This window comes from Clostridium sp. M62/1 (assembly GCF_020736365.1).
Taxonomy (GTDB): domain Bacteria; phylum Bacillota; class Clostridia; order Lachnospirales; family Lachnospiraceae; genus Otoolea; species Otoolea saccharolyticum_A.
The window spans coordinates 1,223,194-1,239,784 of the sequence record NZ_CP085988.1; the positions used below are offsets into that span (position 1 = coordinate 1,223,194).

General features: G+C 50.8%; 12 protein-coding genes. 10 read left to right on the forward strand and 2 right to left on the reverse strand.

The features are described 5' to 3' along the window. Window positions 1-2 precede the first annotated feature (2 nt). The 3 genes from LK436_RS06155 (at window position 3) to LK436_RS06165 (ending at window position 3,768) form a co-directional block, all read left to right on the forward strand. On the forward strand, window positions 3-1,202 hold the full coding sequence (locus LK436_RS06155; RefSeq protein WP_008399322.1) for a VWA domain-containing protein: 1,200 nt from the start codon (window positions 3-5) through the stop codon (window positions 1,200-1,202). A gap of 300 nt (window positions 1,203-1,502) precedes the next feature. Further along, window positions 1,503-2,429, forward strand: coding sequence for a DNA adenine methylase (locus LK436_RS06160; RefSeq protein ID WP_083794790.1), 927 nt, complete (start codon window positions 1,503-1,505; stop codon window positions 2,427-2,429). Window positions 2,430-2,472: 43 nt separating this feature from the next. Further along, on the forward strand, window positions 2,473-3,768 hold the full coding sequence (locus tag LK436_RS06165) for a type II restriction enzyme (RefSeq protein WP_008399319.1): 1,296 nt from the start codon (window positions 2,473-2,475) through the stop codon (window positions 3,766-3,768). 125 nt (window positions 3,769-3,893) lie between these two features. On the opposite strand, the gene LK436_RS06170 is transcribed toward LK436_RS06165, so the two are convergent. Continuing rightward, window positions 3,894-5,066, reverse strand: coding sequence for an SAM-dependent methyltransferase (locus LK436_RS06170; protein ID WP_044931856.1), 1,173 nt, complete (start codon window positions 5,064-5,066; stop codon window positions 3,894-3,896). A gap of 393 nt (window positions 5,067-5,459) precedes the next feature. Here LK436_RS06170 and LK436_RS06175 point away from each other — a divergent pair, with 393 nt between their 5' ends. The 4 genes from LK436_RS06175 to LK436_RS06190 all read left to right on the forward strand — a co-directional run bounded on the left by LK436_RS06175 (window position 5,460) and on the right by LK436_RS06190 (window position 10,504). Beyond that, entirely contained in the window at window positions 5,460-6,074 is a 615-nt protein-coding gene (locus tag LK436_RS06175) for a sugar O-acetyltransferase (protein ID WP_008399314.1), read from the forward strand. 14 nt (window positions 6,075-6,088) lie between these two features. After that, window positions 6,089-6,952: a MurR/RpiR family transcriptional regulator gene (locus LK436_RS06180; protein ID WP_008399312.1), complete on the forward strand. Its 864-nt coding sequence runs from the start codon at window positions 6,089-6,091 to the stop codon at window positions 6,950-6,952. 153 nt (window positions 6,953-7,105) lie between these two features. Beyond that, a complete protein-coding gene (locus LK436_RS06185) occupies window positions 7,106-9,049 on the forward strand; it encodes a beta-glucoside-specific PTS transporter subunit IIABC (RefSeq protein WP_008399311.1) in 1,944 nt (647 codons plus the stop codon). A 21-nt stretch (window positions 9,050-9,070) separates the two neighbouring features. After that, window positions 9,071-10,504, forward strand: a complete 1,434-nt coding sequence (locus tag LK436_RS06190; protein ID WP_008399310.1) for a 6-phospho-beta-glucosidase — start codon at window positions 9,071-9,073, stop codon at window positions 10,502-10,504. Between the two features lie 186 nt (window positions 10,505-10,690). Here LK436_RS06190 and LK436_RS06195 read toward each other — a convergent pair whose 3' ends face one another. Next, window positions 10,691-11,173, reverse strand: a complete 483-nt coding sequence (locus LK436_RS06195) for an S-ribosylhomocysteine lyase (RefSeq protein ID WP_008399309.1) — start codon at window positions 11,171-11,173, stop codon at window positions 10,691-10,693. A 562-nt stretch (window positions 11,174-11,735) separates the two neighbouring features. Here LK436_RS06195 and LK436_RS06200 point away from each other — a divergent pair. The 3 genes from LK436_RS06200 to LK436_RS06210 are packed head-to-tail and all read left to right on the forward strand — an operon-like array spanning window position 11,736 to window position 16,081. Next, entirely contained in the window at window positions 11,736-13,349 is a 1,614-nt protein-coding gene (locus tag LK436_RS06200; RefSeq protein ID WP_147594815.1) for a hypothetical protein, read from the forward strand. 21 nt (window positions 13,350-13,370) lie between these two features. Next, on the forward strand, window positions 13,371-14,369 hold the full coding sequence (locus LK436_RS06205; RefSeq protein WP_008399306.1) for a glycosyltransferase family 2 protein: 999 nt from the start codon (window positions 13,371-13,373) through the stop codon (window positions 14,367-14,369). After that, window positions 14,366-16,081, forward strand: a complete 1,716-nt coding sequence (locus LK436_RS06210) for a DUF6020 family protein (RefSeq protein ID WP_008399305.1) — start codon at window positions 14,366-14,368, stop codon at window positions 16,079-16,081. The genes LK436_RS06205 and LK436_RS06210 overlap by 4 nt, the downstream gene beginning before the upstream one ends. Window positions 16,082-16,591: the final 510 nt, after the last annotated feature.

The following is a 16,591-nucleotide window of genomic DNA, read 5'->3' on the forward strand; positions in this document are numbered from 1 at the left end:
AAATGGATACGGCAGAACGCATGAAACGATGGCGCCTGATTCTTGGCGCAGAGAGCGAGGGGCAGTTTCAGACAATGGAGGGGTATGGAGGAGCCAGGCTGTCAGAGGAGCAGCTGATGATGGATCAGGCCCTTGCCGCCATATATAACAGCGCAGCCTACGGCGGATTTCAGGCTCAGGGAGGAGCCGGACAGGGAGGCGGAAAGGGACCCTCCAACCCTCAGATTACCAGGTGGCTGGGAGATGTGAGAACGCTGTTTGACCGGGAGCTTGTGAAGATTGTGCAGGGTGATGCCATGGAGCGGTGCGGTCTGAAACAGCTTCTGTTTGAGCCGGAGATACTGGAAAATCTGGAGCCGGACATGAGCCTGGCCAGCACCCTTCTGCTCTTAAAGGATCAGATCCCAAAACGCTCGAAGGACAGTGTAAGAGCATTTATAGAGAAAATTGTGGAGGAGATCAACCGGCTGCTGGAGCAGGATGTCAGGAGGGCGGTAGCATCTGCGGTCAACCGACGCCGCCATTCTCCTATCCCGTCGGCCTCTGCCATGGATTTTCAGAGGACGATCCAGAGAGGGCTTAGAAACTACAGGCCGGAGGTGAAAAAGATCATCCCCGAGCATTTTTATTTCTTTGACCGCACCAGCAGGACAGCGGCCAACAGGCATACGGTTATTCTGGATGTGGATCAGAGCGGTTCCATGGGAGAGTCGGTTATCTATTCTTCGGTTATGAGCTGCATTCTGGCCAGCATGGCGGCTTTAGAGACAAGAATCGTGGCCTTTGACACAAATGTGGTAGATTTAACGGAAAAATGCAGTGACCCGGTGGATCTGCTGTTCGGATTCCAGCTGGGAGGAGGAACAGATATTGACCGCTCAGTAGCGTACTGCGAGAAATTCATCGAGAATCCGTCTAAGACCCTGTTTTTTCTGATTTCAGATTTAGAGGAAGGGGGAAACCGGGCCTCCCTTCTGAGACGTCTCGCCTCCCTTCGGGAGTCGGGTGTATCGGTAATCTGTCTGCTGGCCATTGCCGACAAGGGAAAGCCCTACTACGATGCCCAGATGGCAGGCCGCATCGCCTCCCTGGGAATCCCCTGCTTTGCCTGCGCCCCGGAAAAGCTCCCGGCCCTCCTGGAGCGAGCCCTGAAAGGGCAGGACCTCACCATCTTTGAAAAAGAGATTTCAGGAAGTTCATAACCGCACCAAAAACACAGCAAATCAAAAACCGCCCCCCATTTAAAGCTCCACCTTAACAGAACCATGGGGGTATGGTATAATAACCGCGGAGCGGTTATTATACCTGCGCATACCGGTTTCAGCATGTACTGCTGAAATCCGGGCGCTAAATTCCGCCGGAGGCTGCCGTATCCGAAGGATATGGTATAATAACTGCGGGAAAGCAAAGCGCAGTTTACCCGTATAAAGCCTGCAGGACGCGCAAGCAGGCCTCTGGCCTCACTCGTCCGCTGCAATACAGACTACTCACAGGAGAGATACATGACATCATCACATACATCCTTAACAGCATCATCAACACAGCCGCACCACCCATCTGTGTGCGGAAACTCCCATGTACAGAAACGGGGGACTGCCCGGCAGCAGGAGGTTGCGCCTATCCTCAAATGGGTAGGAGGAAAGCGGCAGCTTCTGGAATCCATTGTGCCGCTGATTCCGGAGTATACCACTTATTATGAGCCCTTTGTGGGAGGAGGTGCAGTCCTGTTTGCCACTCAGCCCAAAAAGGCAGTGATCAATGACTCCAATGCCGAGCTGATCAATGTCTATGAGACTGTGAAAAACCAGCCGGAAGAGCTGATCAGCCTTCTGGAACAGCACAGAGAGGCAAACTGTCAGGAGTACTTTTACCAAATCCGTGCTCTTGACCGGGAGCCGGAAGCCTACGGACAGCTGACGCCTGTGGAGAGAGCTGCCAGGATCATCTATCTGAATAAAACCTGCTATAACGGTCTCTTTCGTGTCAACAGCTCCGGCCAGTTCAACGCGCCCTGGGGGCGTTACAAAAACCCGAATATCTCAGGGGCGGACAACATCCGGGCTATGAGCGCCTACCTGAACCGGGCCAGGGTGACAATCAAATGCGGAGACTACAGGGAAGCCCTGAAGGGGATCCGAAAGGGAGCCTTTGTCTACTTCGACCCGCCTTATATGCCCCTCAGCTTATCCTCCTCCTTTACCGGCTACACGGCGAGCGGGTTCGGCGAGGCAGAGCAGATTGAGCTGAAGCGCCAGTGCGACCTCCTGGATAAAAGAGGAATCAAATTTCTGCTCTCCAATTCCTGCTGTGAATTTATAGAAAACCTTTACAGCGGCTATACCATAGAGCGTGTTTCAGCCAAGCGGGCTATCAATGCAAAGGCAGATAAGCGGGGAGCCATCGACGAGGTTCTGGTGAGAAATTACTGATCCGTAAGATTGCCGGACGCATCTTCAGAACGAGGGAGGAACTGTGGGAATCATTGAGGAAAAATGGGAGGCTCTGTTTGAAAAATACAGAATCAGGGAGGAAGTGGACGCGCACGGCTGCTTCTCGATTACAGCCGATCAGATCCGGGAGTTTAAGGAACCGCGTCTCATGACAAAATTTGACACCCGGGAATCCCTACCGAAGGTTTTTGGAAGACTGGGAATTCTCCCGGTGACCAGGGGAAAATACGTGATCGGAGACTTCAGACTCTATGAGGACTTTCCGGAGTTCTCCCCGGAGTCTGCCGGAGGGATAAAGCGGGCAGACAGTTCCCTGATACCGGATTATCTGGAAACCATCGATATAAAGGACGTGCGCTCAGAGGCAGCGGCCATCCGTCTGATGGGGTTCGCAGGGATCCTGGAGGATTTTCTCGGAGAGAAAAGAATGATTGAAACAGTGTCCGGCAGGATGGCATCCGGCGTGTTTTCCTTTCAGATTCACTCAGAGGACAGGAAACGGCTGTCAGCCATTGAGGTGAACAATTCCCAGGTGGAAATTGACGGCGGATTCGAGGGCCGCAGCTGTTTTTCCATCATAGAAGGAAAAAATGTAGTGCACAGCAACTTTCTGGTGCGCCAGCTCTATTACCCCTTTCGCCTGTGGAGGGAAAAGATCAGAAAACCGATCCGTCCGGTGTTCCTGGTCTACTCCAACAATATCTTCCGGCTTCTGGAGTATGAATTCACCGACTGGCAGCTCTACGACTCGCCGCGGCTGATACAGGAAAAATATTATAGCTTTGAGGACACGGCGATCCGGCTGGAGGAGCTGGCTGAGGTGTGGCGCGAGACAAAGGTTCTCCCTGAGCCTGAGGGGATTCCCTTTATACAGGCAGACAGCTTTGACAAGGTCATTTCCCTGACTGAGCATCTGAACCGTCATCCCCTGACCTCACAGGAGATTGCAGAGGTGTTCGGATTCCGGGAGAGACAGTCCGGCTATTACTACAATGCCTGCGCCTATCTGGGACTGGCGTGCAGAAAAAAGCCGGCCGGGGCACAGAAAGGACCTGTGCGCATCGGGATTACTCCGGCTGGAAGGCGCCTGCTGTCCCTTTCCTACCGGGAGAGGCAGCTTGGCTATGTAAAACGGATTCTGGAGCATGAGATTTTCCATGAGCTTTTTGGGATTTTCCTGAGTACCGGAACGATACCTGATAAGAAATACATCGAAAAAAGAATGATGGCCATGGGCCTCTGCACAGAGAGCCTGGCAGGCCGCAGGGCCTCATCGGTAGCAGGCTGGCTCAGATGGATCAAACACCTTACGGACTGATGAACCCCGGGGAAGAAGGGGGAGGAGTCCAGCCTGCCCCCAGTCCGCCTCAAATCTGCCTCAAATCGGAGCGCAGCAAAGCTTTCCGCCGCGCTCAGCAAATGAGAGACAACGCCCTCGGCTCCTTAATACCATCTTACCATGGGAATCTCATTGTTGATGCCCTTTGTGCAGAGGATCTGATGGATGTCAATGATGCCGTTGTGGAAGGTGGCTGCGCAGGAGGACAGATACAGTTCCCACATTCGCAGGAAGCGCTCGTCAAACATGGCGCGGGCCTCCTCCATATGCTCTCTGTAGTTCTTCTCCCAGCAGAGCAGGGTTTTGTTGTAGTGGAGGCGGAGATTTTCCACGTCAAGGGTGTGGAAGCTGTCTTCTGCCAGGGCGGAGATCATTTCCCGCAGGCTTGGGATCATCCCTCCCGGGAAGATATATTTTTTGATCCAGGGATCTCCCGGATGCTCCTTTAAAGCGCTGATAAAGTGGAGCAGGAACATGCCTCCGTCTTTTAATACACTGTCCACACAGTCTATAAAGAGCTGATAGTTGTCACGTCCCACATGCTCCAGCATCCCTACGCTCACCACACGGTCAAAGGACAGGCCGCTTCCCTTCAAATCTCTGTAATCCATCAGCTTGACCGTGAGGGAATCCTGAAGGCCTTCATCCTGAATGCGTTTTTCAAATTCTCTGTACTGTTCATGGCTCAGAGTAATGCCTGTGCCCTTAATCTTATACTTCTTTGCAGCCTCAATCAGAAGAAAGCCCCATCCGCAGCCGATATCCAGAAGAGACATTCCCTCCTTCAGCCACAGCTTTTCGAGAATGTAGTCAACCTTATTTTTCTGGGCTGTCTCCAGGCTGTCCTCCGGCGTCTTAAAATAGGCGCAGGAATAGCTCATGGTCTTGTCCAGCCATAGCTTATAAAAATCATTTCCCAGATCGTAATGGCTGGTTACCTCCTTTGCCTGATTTTTCTTTGAGGTGGAGGAGTGAATCAGCTTTTTCAGGGCATGTTCATCCGTTGAAAATTTTCCCATCTGTCCCAGAAAGTGATCCAGAGCATTGTAGAGATTTCCCTCCACCTCCAGATCGCCGTCCATGTAGGCCTCGCCCAGAGCCAGAGAAGTACTGGTCAGGAGCTTTGACATGGGGATCGCTTTTTTGAAAGAAACGGTAAAAGCCGGCTCTCCGCTTCCGATGGGGTAAGAACGGTCACCAAACTTTATTATAAAGGGATAATCTGTAAAACGTCCGAGAAATTCTACCATGGCTTTTTCTTCTACTGCTTCAAACATCGTCAATTCCTCCTTCCAAGAAAAACTCCCGAGAGGGGAGTATAGCCGTCCATATACATTTCTACTAATGTTCATATGAATATATATAAAAACTAATACTATTTCTTTTTATTTACTCTAATTTTTTAAAACTGTCAAGGGAAATAATGGCAAAAATATCGGAAAAATAAGGTAAATTTTCGACAAATGCGAATGCGATCTTAAAATATATCCATAATAATGTCGGATTCGGACGTTTGCTGAGGGCAGAATAGAGAAACAGACGGAGGAAGAGGCAGCATAAAAGCCTTGCTAAGAGAGCGCAGATCAGGTATATTTTTCTTGCGGCACCGGCCTTATCTGGCAGGTGCCGCACACGAATCGACATCGAAAATTCAGGAGGGGAACGGAAGGATGGATTTAAGGGAAATTCAGGAGAGGATGAATACAGGACGCCTCTACTATGCCAATGACAGCGAGCTGGCGAAGGAGCAGGAAAAACAGATGGAGCTGCTCTATGAGTACAACCATACAAGGCCGTCTGAGGGAGAAAAAAGAGACAGCCTGATGAGGGAAATGTTTGCAGAGGTAGGGGAAAACTGTTATATAGAGCCTCCCCTTCACGCCAACTGGGCAGGAAAATTTGTACATATGGGAAAAGGTGTCTATGCCAATTTCAATCTGACTCTGGTGGACGATGCGGAGATCTTTATCGGGGACCATGTCATGTTTGGACCCAATGCAGTGGTCTGTACGGGAACACACCCAGTCTGCCCGGAGCTTCGCAAAAAGCAGGCCCAGTATAATCTTTCTGTAAAGATTGGAAATAACGTCTGGGTCGGAGCAGGCGCCGTGATTCTTCCAGGCGTGACGGTGGGAGAAAATTCCGTGATCGGGGCCGGGAGCGTAGTTACGAAGGACATACCGGACAATGTGGTGGCAGTAGGGAACCCCTGCCGCGTACTCCGAGCCATCACCCAGGAGGACAGAAAGTATTTCCGCCGCGGGATGGAAATCGACATTGATTAATAGAGGGAGAGATTATGCTTCTGGTACAGCTCAGAGAGATGAAAAATTTCACAAACCACGAGAGGGATGTGGCAGAGTATATTTTAGGACATATGGACCAGATTCCGGATATCTCTGCCGGCGAGCTGGCCAGAGCCTCCCTCACCAGCAAGGCTACGGTTGTCAGGCTCAGCAAAAAGCTGGGACTGTCAGGCTACCAGGAGCTGAAGCTCAGGCTGGTGGCGGAGATGAACCAGAGCGAGCGGATCAGCCAGCTAATCTCAAAGGAGCCCATTACAGGAAACAGCTCCTACTCCGACATTATCCTCACCCTTCCGGGACTTTACGACAAGGCGATCACCAATACGCGTCTGACCCTTGATAAAAATACTATGATGCGGATCGGGCGTTTTCTGCAGGGGGCAGAGTGCATTGACATCTACGGCACCGGGATCAGCTATGTGCTGGCACAGGCGGCCGCCTTTAAGTTTGCCACGCTGGGACTGGAATGCTCCGCCTATGAGAGCATAAACGGCCACTACCTGGCAGCCAGAAAGCATAAAAGGACAGTGGCCTTCCTCATCAGCTTTACCGGGGCAAACAGGACGGTGGAGCGGATGGGAGAGTACCTGATGACGGCCACCAACAATCACATCGTAGGAATTCTGGGGCCTCACAGCCAGGTTACAGGAAAATGGTGCCACGAGGTGGTGGAGATCCCAAACAGGGATTCTGTATTGAGCCTGGATGTGATTACCTCCTTTATGGCCGGCAACTATGTGTTCGACATCTTCTTTTCCATGCTTCTGGCAGGGTGCCAGGAGGAGCATGTGAAATCCTCGCTGGAAATGCAGAAGCACGAATCGCTTTTGCTGAACAGTGCCGGAGAGGAGCCTTAAGTTCTGAGATTTTGAACCGCTGTTTCAGATACGGCGGTTCTTTTTTTGCATATTTTGAACCGATGGAACTACGGGGCCGCCCGGCCTTGTGTTTCAGGGCCGGATTCGTTACATTAAATCCATAGAAAACAAAAGGAAAAATAGGAGGAAGCTATGGGGAAGTATCAGGAGCTTGCCGCTGACATTGTAAGGAATGTGGGGGGCAGAGAAAATGTGGCAGGGCTTGTCCACTGCATCACAAGACTTCGCTTTACGCTGAAGGATGAGAGTCTGGCAAACGACGACGTCTTAAAAGGGATGAGCGGCGTTGTGACGGTGATGAAGAGCGGCGGCCAGTACCAGGTGGTAATCGGAAATCATGTGGCGGAGGTATATGAGGACGTGCTGCCTCTCCTCGATCTGAGGGAAGACGGGGATGTGAATCAGGCAGACGGCAGCGGGGCAGGGAAGAAGAGGCTGTTGGACCGTGCCATTGATGTGGTGTCAGGAATTTTTCAGCCCATTCTTGGAATCATGGCTGCCTGCGGTATGCTGAAGGGCTTTAATACCCTGTTTGAAGCGCTTGGATTCTATACCGAGACCAGCGGAATTTACATGGTGATCAATGCGGCCGGGGATGCCCTGTTTAACTTCCTGCCGCTGTTTCTGGGATACACGGCTGCAAAGAAATTTCATTTAAAGCCCATGCTGGGACTTGCCGTCGGTGCGGCCATGTGCTATCCCTCCATTCAGCTTGGAAGCCTGGAAGCCGGGGGAACGGCTCTCTATACGCTGTTTGAGGGAACGATGTTCGCCTCTCCGGTGTATCTGACCTTTCTAGGGATTCCGGTCATTGCGGCCAACTATACGGGAACGGTAATCCCTGTGATCCTGGCTGTGTGGTTTGCGTCGAAATGCGAAAAGCTGTTTAACAGGATTGTACCGGATCTGGTGAAGTTTTTCTTTGTCCCGATGCTGACCCTTCTGGTGACGCTACCGGTGACGCTGCTTCTCTTAGGCCCTGCGGCAACCTTCGGCTCCATTCTGATATCTGAATTTACCCTGGCAATCAGGGATTTCAGCCCGTTGGTGGCAGGTGCGGTAGTAGGTTTCACCTGGCAGCTCCTTGTCATCTTCGGACTGCACTGGGGCTTTATTCCAGTCTACATCAACAATGTCATGACCCTGGGCTACGACAATGTCATGATGCCGTTTTTCGCCTGCACCTTTGCAACCTCAGCGGTTGTGCTGGCAATCTTTTTCAAGACAAGGGACAAGAAATTAAAGGAGATGGCGATCCCGAACTTTATCTCCGGCATTTTCGGAGTGACAGAGCCGGCCATCTACGGAATCCTGCTTCCGCTGAAAAAGCCCTTTGTGATCAGCTGCATTGCCGGCGGTATCGGGGGAGCCTTTTACGGACACTTTAACTTCCGAAAGTTTATTCTGGGCGGAATGGGAATCTTTGAGCTTCCAAACATGATGAATCCAGATGGCACGATGGGAAATATCATTGTAGCTTTTGCAGGAATTGCCATTTCCATGGCAGTGGGCTTTGTGCTGACCATGATGTTCTACAGGGATGAGAAAGAGAAGGTACAGAAGCTGGCAGAGGATACAGAGAGTCTGTCTGAAAAGGTGGAAGAAGAAATCACTGTGTACAGCCCGCTGAAGGGGACAGTGATCCCTCTTGACCAGGTGGAGGACGAGGCCTTTTCCAGCGGAGTTCTCGGAAAAGGGGCGGCGGTGATCCCGGAAGAGGGAGTGCTGTGGGCGCCGGCTGACGGAACCATCTCTGCTATGTTCCCCACCGGCCACGCCATCGGAATGGTGACGGAAAGCGGAGCCGAGGTGCTGATGCATGTGGGAATGGATACGGTAAAGCTGAATGGAGAGGGCTTTAAACCTCTGATCAAGGCAGGCGATCAGGTCAGAAAGGGGCAGCCGCTCCTGGAATTTGACATGAAGCTGATTCAGGAGACTGGCTATTCGCTGGTGACGCCTGTCCTGGTTACCAATTACATGCAGTACGGCGAGATCAGGACGCTCAAAACGGGAGCGGCAGACAGAGGAGAGGCGCTGCTCTCTGTATGGCCTAAGGAAGAGACCAAGGGATGATGACGAGTTTGGAGGAATACGATGAGAAATGATTTCTTGTGGGGCGGCGCTACGGCTGCCAATCAGTGTGAAGGCGGCTGGCAGGAAGGCGGCAGGGGGCCGGCGATTGTGGATGTGCTGCCCCATGGAGAGCGGAGGCTTGCGGTGATGAACGGCACCTGCGATTACCGCAGCCTTTCGGCAGACACCTTCTACCCGGGACGCCAGGCCATTGACCACTACGGCCGCTGCAGGGAGGATATTGCCCTGTTTGCCGAGATGGGCTTTAAGTGCTACCGCTTTTCTATTTCCTGGTCGCGAATTTTCCCGGACGGGGAAGGGGAGAGACCCAGTGAAGAGGGACTTCGGTTTTACGACAGCCTTATTGACGAGCTTTTAAAATACGGCATCGAGCCGGTGGTGACGCTCTGCCATTTTGACATACCGCTGGCTCTGGTGGAAAAATATGGATCCTGGAGAAGCCGCCGGGTGATTGACTGCTATCTGAGATACTGCCAGGTACTGTTCCGGCGGTTTCAGGGAAGGGTTCGCCGCTGGATTACCTTTAATGAGATTAACATGCTGATGCACCTGCCCTTCATGGGAGCCGGAATCCGTTTTGAGGAGGGGGAGAATGAGCTTCAGGTAAAGTATCAGGCTGCTCACCATGAGCTGGTGGCCTCTGCTCTTGCGGTGAAGCTGGCCCACCAGATCGATCCGGAGTCTCAGGCAGGCTGTATGCTGGCAGCAGGGAGCGTCTATCCCTACAGCTGCCGGCCGGAGGATGTTTGGGAGAGCATGAAGAAGGACAGGGAGACCTACTTTCTCATCGACGTGCAGGCAAGGGGGGAGTACCCTTCCTATGCCAGAAAGCTGTTTGAGCGTGAGGGGATTCAGATAGCCATGGAGCCGGGGGACGAGGAGCTTCTCCGGGAAAATACAGCGGACTTTATCGCTCTGTCCTACTACAACAGCCGTACTGTCAGGGCAGATGGACAGGGGGAGGCCTCTGGAGGCAATGTGTTTGCATCGGCGAAGAATCCCTATCTGAAGGTGAGCCAGTGGGGCTGGCCCATCGATCCCCTGGGCTTTCGCATTACGCTTAACGCCCTCTATGACCGCTACAGGAAGCCTCTGTTCGTTGTGGAGAACGGTCTGGGAGCCCTCGATACCCTGACAGAGGACAGGACCGTTGAGGACGATTACCGGATTGGTTACCTGAGCTCCCATATCAGAGCCATGATGGACGCCGTCGATGAGGACGGAGTGGACGTGATCGGATATACTGCCTGGGGCTGTATTGACCTGATCAGCGCCACCACCGGGGAGATGTCCAAGCGGTACGGGCTTATCTATGTCGACAGGGACAACGAAGGAAAGGGGACCAATGAGAGGATAAGGAAAAAGTCCTTCTGGTGGTATAAGGATGTCATCGCCTCCAACGGTGAAAGTCTGAAGCGGGACAGCGAACAATAGTGGAAAAACGGCGAAAATACAGAAAGCTGTGCAGGGAGTTTGTGGGCTCATCCTGTACAGCTTTCTCTTTTAAGCATGTTCTTTCATCGAATCCTGGCGGAGCGCTGAGGTGGTTCAAAGTCAGAACGGTTCAGGCTAAGCTTCTGCCATATCCGGCTCTCCCCAATTACATACCGCTCCCCGGAATCAGTCTTCCGGATAGAGGAGCCTGCTGTCGTCCACAGAATCCAGCACCTCTCTCAGAAAACGGTCAGCCAGCCAGTTGGCCATGGGAAGATTCATATCCAGATAGTTTCCGCAGTCCCTTGCAGATGCGCCCGGCACATCTCCCCTGTAGTCGCGGATAAAGGCGAACATTTCCTTCATCAGAGGCACAATATCCCTTGACTCATAGTCGCCGCAAAGAAGCAGGTAGAAACCGGTGCGGCAGCCCATGGGGCCGAAGTAGAGCACACGGTCTTTGTACTCGGTGTGGTTTCTGAGGAAGGTGGCGCCCAGATGCTCAATGGTGTGAACTTCCGCAGTATTCATGACAGGTTCAAAGTTTGGCCTGGTCATGCGGATGTCGAAGGTGGTGACTGTCGTATCTCCGGCCTTGTCCTTTCTGGATACATAGACACCCGGAAGCAGTTTTAAGTGGTTGATGGTAAAGCTTGTGATTTTATCCATAGCGATCACTCCTGTCTGTCAGATTTGCAGAGGAGGCTTGCCGGAGGCAGGCCTGTCTGCAGGTATAAGTGTACCAGAGGAGGGAGAGGAAGACAAGTGGGTAAGGGCAGGAATGAGGAGATGCCGGTGCAAAAGCAGAAAGCCGGGGAAAAGGGGAAAAAGGTTTGCAAATATATTTTTTTTTGATATACTGTAACAAAAAGTAAAACGGTATAATTATAGAAGAAAAAAGTCAGCTGTATAAGGCTGCAGACAGTATTTTGAAGCAGAAATACAGAAGATGGGAGGAGCATGAAGATGCAGTGGAACGGAAAAAGGATCTTTAATACCAGGGGGGGGGTATTTGCAGAAAAGAAACGCTGATACCCTTCTTTTAACTGACTGGTTATGTCTGGGATCCATTCTTTTTTTTGCATATGTGGTTTTTCTGTATGCAGATCTGACAGATACGTATGAAAATTCAATTCTTTTTTTAAAATCCATTTACCACGGCCGCCTAGGGCAGTTTTATTCTTATACAGTAGAAAATTCAAGATCCTTTTGGGCGGCAAACTATGACGCTATGATCTATCTGGTTTACGGCATATGGAATCTTCCTGTGCTCCTGATCACGAAGCTTCTCGGGATCGACTATTTTACATGGGCTCCCGGGCTTTTGTGGTGCAAAACTCTGGGAATTCTCTTCTGCCTTGGAAGCGCCTGGATGATCAGCAAAATTCTGCGCTGTATCGGAACGCCGAAGGCTTTTGCAAGACTGGGCAGCTTTTTGTTTCTGAGCAGCTTATCCCTGTACCTGATTGTCTTCGTGATTGCGCAGGTGGACGGCTTCGCCCTGTTTTTTCTGCTTTTGGGCTTTTATTTTTATCTGAACGGAAAGGAAAAATGGTTCCTGCTCTGCTACGCTGTTGCAATGCCGTGCAAGATGTTTGCCATATTTCTCTTCCTTCCGCTGCTACTTCTGATAGAAAAGCGGATTATTTTTCTGGGAGTAAAAACAGCGCTGCTGTTTGTGTTTTGGTTTCTGTCAAGACTTCTGTTTAACGGTGATCCGGCCTACCACTTTGCTGTGGGGTCTCAGAGCCGGGATGCCATACTGCAGATTGCGGGAAGCAAGTTTTTCTGGGGCTGGGACGTCATTCTGTTCGTAGTTGCCTATATAGGAATCTGCGCGTTCTGCTATCTGTGCAGAGAATACAGAGAAAACAGGAACCGCTATGAGATTCCTGTCTACTGTGCCATGGCCGTATGGACCTGTTTTGTCTGCTTTATCAACTTCAATTCCTACTGGGTCCTCTATCTGCTCCCGTTTTTGATTATCGGGATCGTGGGAAACGGGCGTTTTTTAAAGCTCTGCTGTTTCCTGGAGCTGGCGTTTTCCGTAGGCTATTTCGGAGTGCTGGTGCTTTACTGCAATCCTCTGGCAGACGTAGATCTGCTGAACCGGCTGTTTCTTGGCAGCTTTTACTCCATTCCGGCCTATGATGCCACAAAGTATGGTTCTGTTAATTACATGGCAGAAGTGATGGGCTGGGATATGTGGGCGCCCTTTTTTTCCTCCTGTATGGTAGGAGCTCTTTTCATGCTCCTTATTTTGGCCTGCCCGTTTCTGTTTAAGAAGGAAAAGCGCTTTGAGATGCCGGAGCAGTCGGTTTTGGCTGTGAGAGTCGTCTGTATGGCAGCTCTGACCATTTTTATTCTGTACGCATACTTAAAGACAGCGCCCCCTGTTCTGTATTCCTCCCTGGAGGCAGAGCAGCTCACATGCCAGACAGACCTGCTGAAAGACAGCTCGTGGATCGGACAGGAGATAGAGCCGGACGAAACGGCAAATCCGGAGGAGATAGAGCTGTTTTTCATGAATCCTGACTATAAGCGCAATAATTTCTGTTCCATAGAGGTAGAGGTGATTGATACCCAGGATGGCCGGGCCCTGTTTTCTGAACGAATCGGATGCTCGATGATAGAGAGCGGAGAAAAGGTTCGAATAGGCTTAGACGGACTGACTCTGGAGGCAGGGAAGACCTACCTGGTGAAGCTGACGGGAATAGAGGGAATCGAACGAAATGAAGGCATGGAGATTTATCCGAGTATAACGGATGGCCTTTACGATCCGGAGCATCCGGCCATTCTTAATGGTGCGGAGCAGGACTACAATCTCTATTTCAGGGTCCGCTGACAGGAAAGGAGGCACAGAATAATGGAGAAGGAGCAAAAAACGGTGGGAAAGAGAAAGACAGCGCCGATCCTGTATGTCGTTGTCCCCTGCTACAATGAGGAGAGCGTACTGCCTGTCACTTCAAAGATTTTTCTGGAGAAGCTTCAGGGCATGATCGGAAGAAAAAAAATAAAGGACGAGAGCCGTATCCTGTTCGTAAATGACGGTTCCAGAGACAGTACCTGGGAGCTGATACGCAGCCTGGCCAGGGAGGATCGCCACTATGGGGGGATCTCCCTGAGCCGGAACCGCGGCCATCAGAATGCGGTTCTGGCAGGGCTGATGACTGCAAAATCTGTCTGCGACATAACCATAACGATTGACTGTGACGGTCAGGACGAGCCGGACGCCATGGAGAAGATGGTGGATGAGTGGAACAGGGGAGCCGAGATTGTGTACGGGGTGAGAAGCAACAGGAAAACAGACACCTTTCTCAAGCGGTTCACTGCGGAGAGCTTTTACCGGATCATGGGCTGGATGGGAGTGGAGACAGTGTTTAACCATGCCGACTACCGGCTTCTGAGCCGCCGGGTATTGGACGAACTGTCCGGTTACCAGGAGGTGAATCTTTTTCTCAGAGGCATGATCCCCCTGATCGGGTTTCAGAGCAGCTGTGTCTACTACGAACGCCAGGAACGTCTGAAGGGAGAGAGCCATTACACGCTGAAAAAGATGGTTGCCCTGGCGGTGGACGGGATCACGAGCCTGTCCACCAAGCCGATCCGCCTGATCACAGGCCTGGGGCTGATGATCGCCTTCCTGAGCTTTATCGGAGTTCTGTGGTCTGTGCTGCAGGTGTTTGCAGGAAAAACAGTCCAGGGCTGGGGCTCGATCGTCAGCATCGTCTGCTTCCTCAGCGGAATTCAGCTGCTGTCCCTGGGGATTATCGGTGAATATATCGGAAAAATCTATATGGAGACGAAGCACAGACCCAGGTTTATTATCAGTGAGACTACGTGGGAACTGGAAGAGGAAGAATGATGGCAAAATACTTTGAAAAAAACTTCTGCATTATCAATTTTTTTCTTACTGCGTTTTTTGCAGCTGTGATGGTAGTGGGCGCAAGTTTTATGAAGCTTAACAGCTGGGAAGAGGTGAGACGCTACCCGATATTTAGCCTGGTATCGTTTTTCTGCTACTGGGCTGCTTACTTTATTATTTCTCTGCTTCTGTTTAAAAAGATCCTGCGCCTGGAGAAAGACAGGAAAGAGACGAAGAGCGGGACGTACGCAAAATTTTTCATCCTGTGGGCAGGGCTATTGCTGTGCTGGCTCCCCTGGCTGATCGGATTTTATCCCGGGATCAGCAACAGCGATGTCTCGGATCAGCTCGCTCAGGCATTTAATTTTGAAAATGAAACGTATCTGTTAATTGATAATCCCTTATCGGATGAGGTTCTCATTAACGGGCACCACCCTGTTTTTAATACCTGGATCCAGGGATTATTTCTGAGGATTGGGATATTGCTGGGAAGTCAGAATGTGGGGATTTTTCTGCACGCTCTATGGATAGCCCTTCTTACGACGGGTGTATTTGCATATTCACTCTGGTATATGATGCGAAACTCTGTGCCCAGATGGATGTGCATGACAGTTTTTTGCATATTTGCGTTTGTTCCCTGCTTTCCGCTTTACGGGATCAATCTTGTAAAAAATTCTACCTACTCTGCCTGGCTGTATCTGTGGGTGATCCTGCTGGTGCGCCTGGCCGTGGAGGGAGAGGGGCTGCTCAGGAAAAAGGCCTATCTGCTCTTATTTTCTCTTTCCATACTGATGCAGATGCTGAATGTCAAGCATGGAGTTCATGTGGTTGTTTTGACAGCTGTATTTGTGCTGTGGGCGTACAGGGCATCCCTCAGAAGACTGCTGCCGGTGTTTCTGATTCCTGTTTTGGCAGTTCAGATTGGATTTAACGGAATTCTGATGCCGTTTCTTCAGATATCGCCGGGGAGCAGGAGGGAGGCACTGGGATTTTTCTACCAGCAGACGGCCCGCTATGCCAGAGATTATCCTGATGAAGTGACTCCGGAAGAGAAGGCCGCGATTGACGGAGTGCTGGATTATGACCGGCTTGCCGGACTGTACAACCCGATCACCTCGGATCCGGTGAAGTTTGAAGCCTACAGAAAGGAGCAGACCCGGGCCGATCAGACTGCGTACTTTAAAGTATGGGCAAAACAGTTTATAAAACATCCGGGAGTGTACCTGGAGGCCGCTGTAAACGGCTGTTATGGATTCTTCTATCCGGGGCTGATGGAATGGTACGATTACAGAGGATTTGACTCTGCCATCCGGGAGGTGGGAGACGGCTTTTTCACGGCGGGACATCCCCAGGCGCTGTCGGAATTCAAAGATTTGCTGAAAGCCATAGAATACAACGCCAAATTTCTTCCTGTCATCGGCATGTTTTTCCGGCACGGCACCTACGTATGGGTGATGCTTTGGTGCGCGGCGGCGCTGTTAGCCGTAAAAAAATACCGTTATCTGGCAGCGCTGATGCCCTTTCTCCTGAATATTCTGGTATGTATAGTCTCGCCGTTTAACGCAAATACCAGATACCTTCTGCCTGTCATTTACGGATCCGGTTTTGCCGTATTAATTGTTATTTCGGCAGTTCTGCAAATCAGAAAGGGAGATAGTGAACAGCAGAATCCAGATGCCTCCTGCGGGAAAAGCCGTGAAGAAGTACGGTGAGATTCACCTCCTCAGATTTCGGTTATAAGCTGTAAAAATTCTGTTTCTATTATGTAAAAAAATGCAGTTTCAGGGGATAAGTGTGGACACGAAAAGCAGAATCATCTATAATTCCAGAAGAAGCGTGTATGAAAACTGAATGTGAATATGATGCAGCTCAGAGTACGGTCAGCTGCGGCCTAAGCATGGCCTGTAAACTTTTCTTTTTAAAGTATTGACATAGAACCATAAACTGATATATAACGGAATGAGTTCTGAGCTATCATAAATCCGTGTGCTCAGAAAACACTTTTTTGCCGTGATTTGCAGACGGCAGCAGCAGTGATTTAAAGTATCAATTACTGGAATATTGGGACATCAAGGCCAAAATTCATCTGTCTGGGAATGGAGAGACAGGTGAAAAACAGACTTTTTACTGCGTGACTGAGTCTTAGAAGGTGGCAGAGACGGCTGCCAGTTCGGAACTGCTGGCGGAGACTGAGATAAGTTGTGGAGAAAAACGGATGAAAG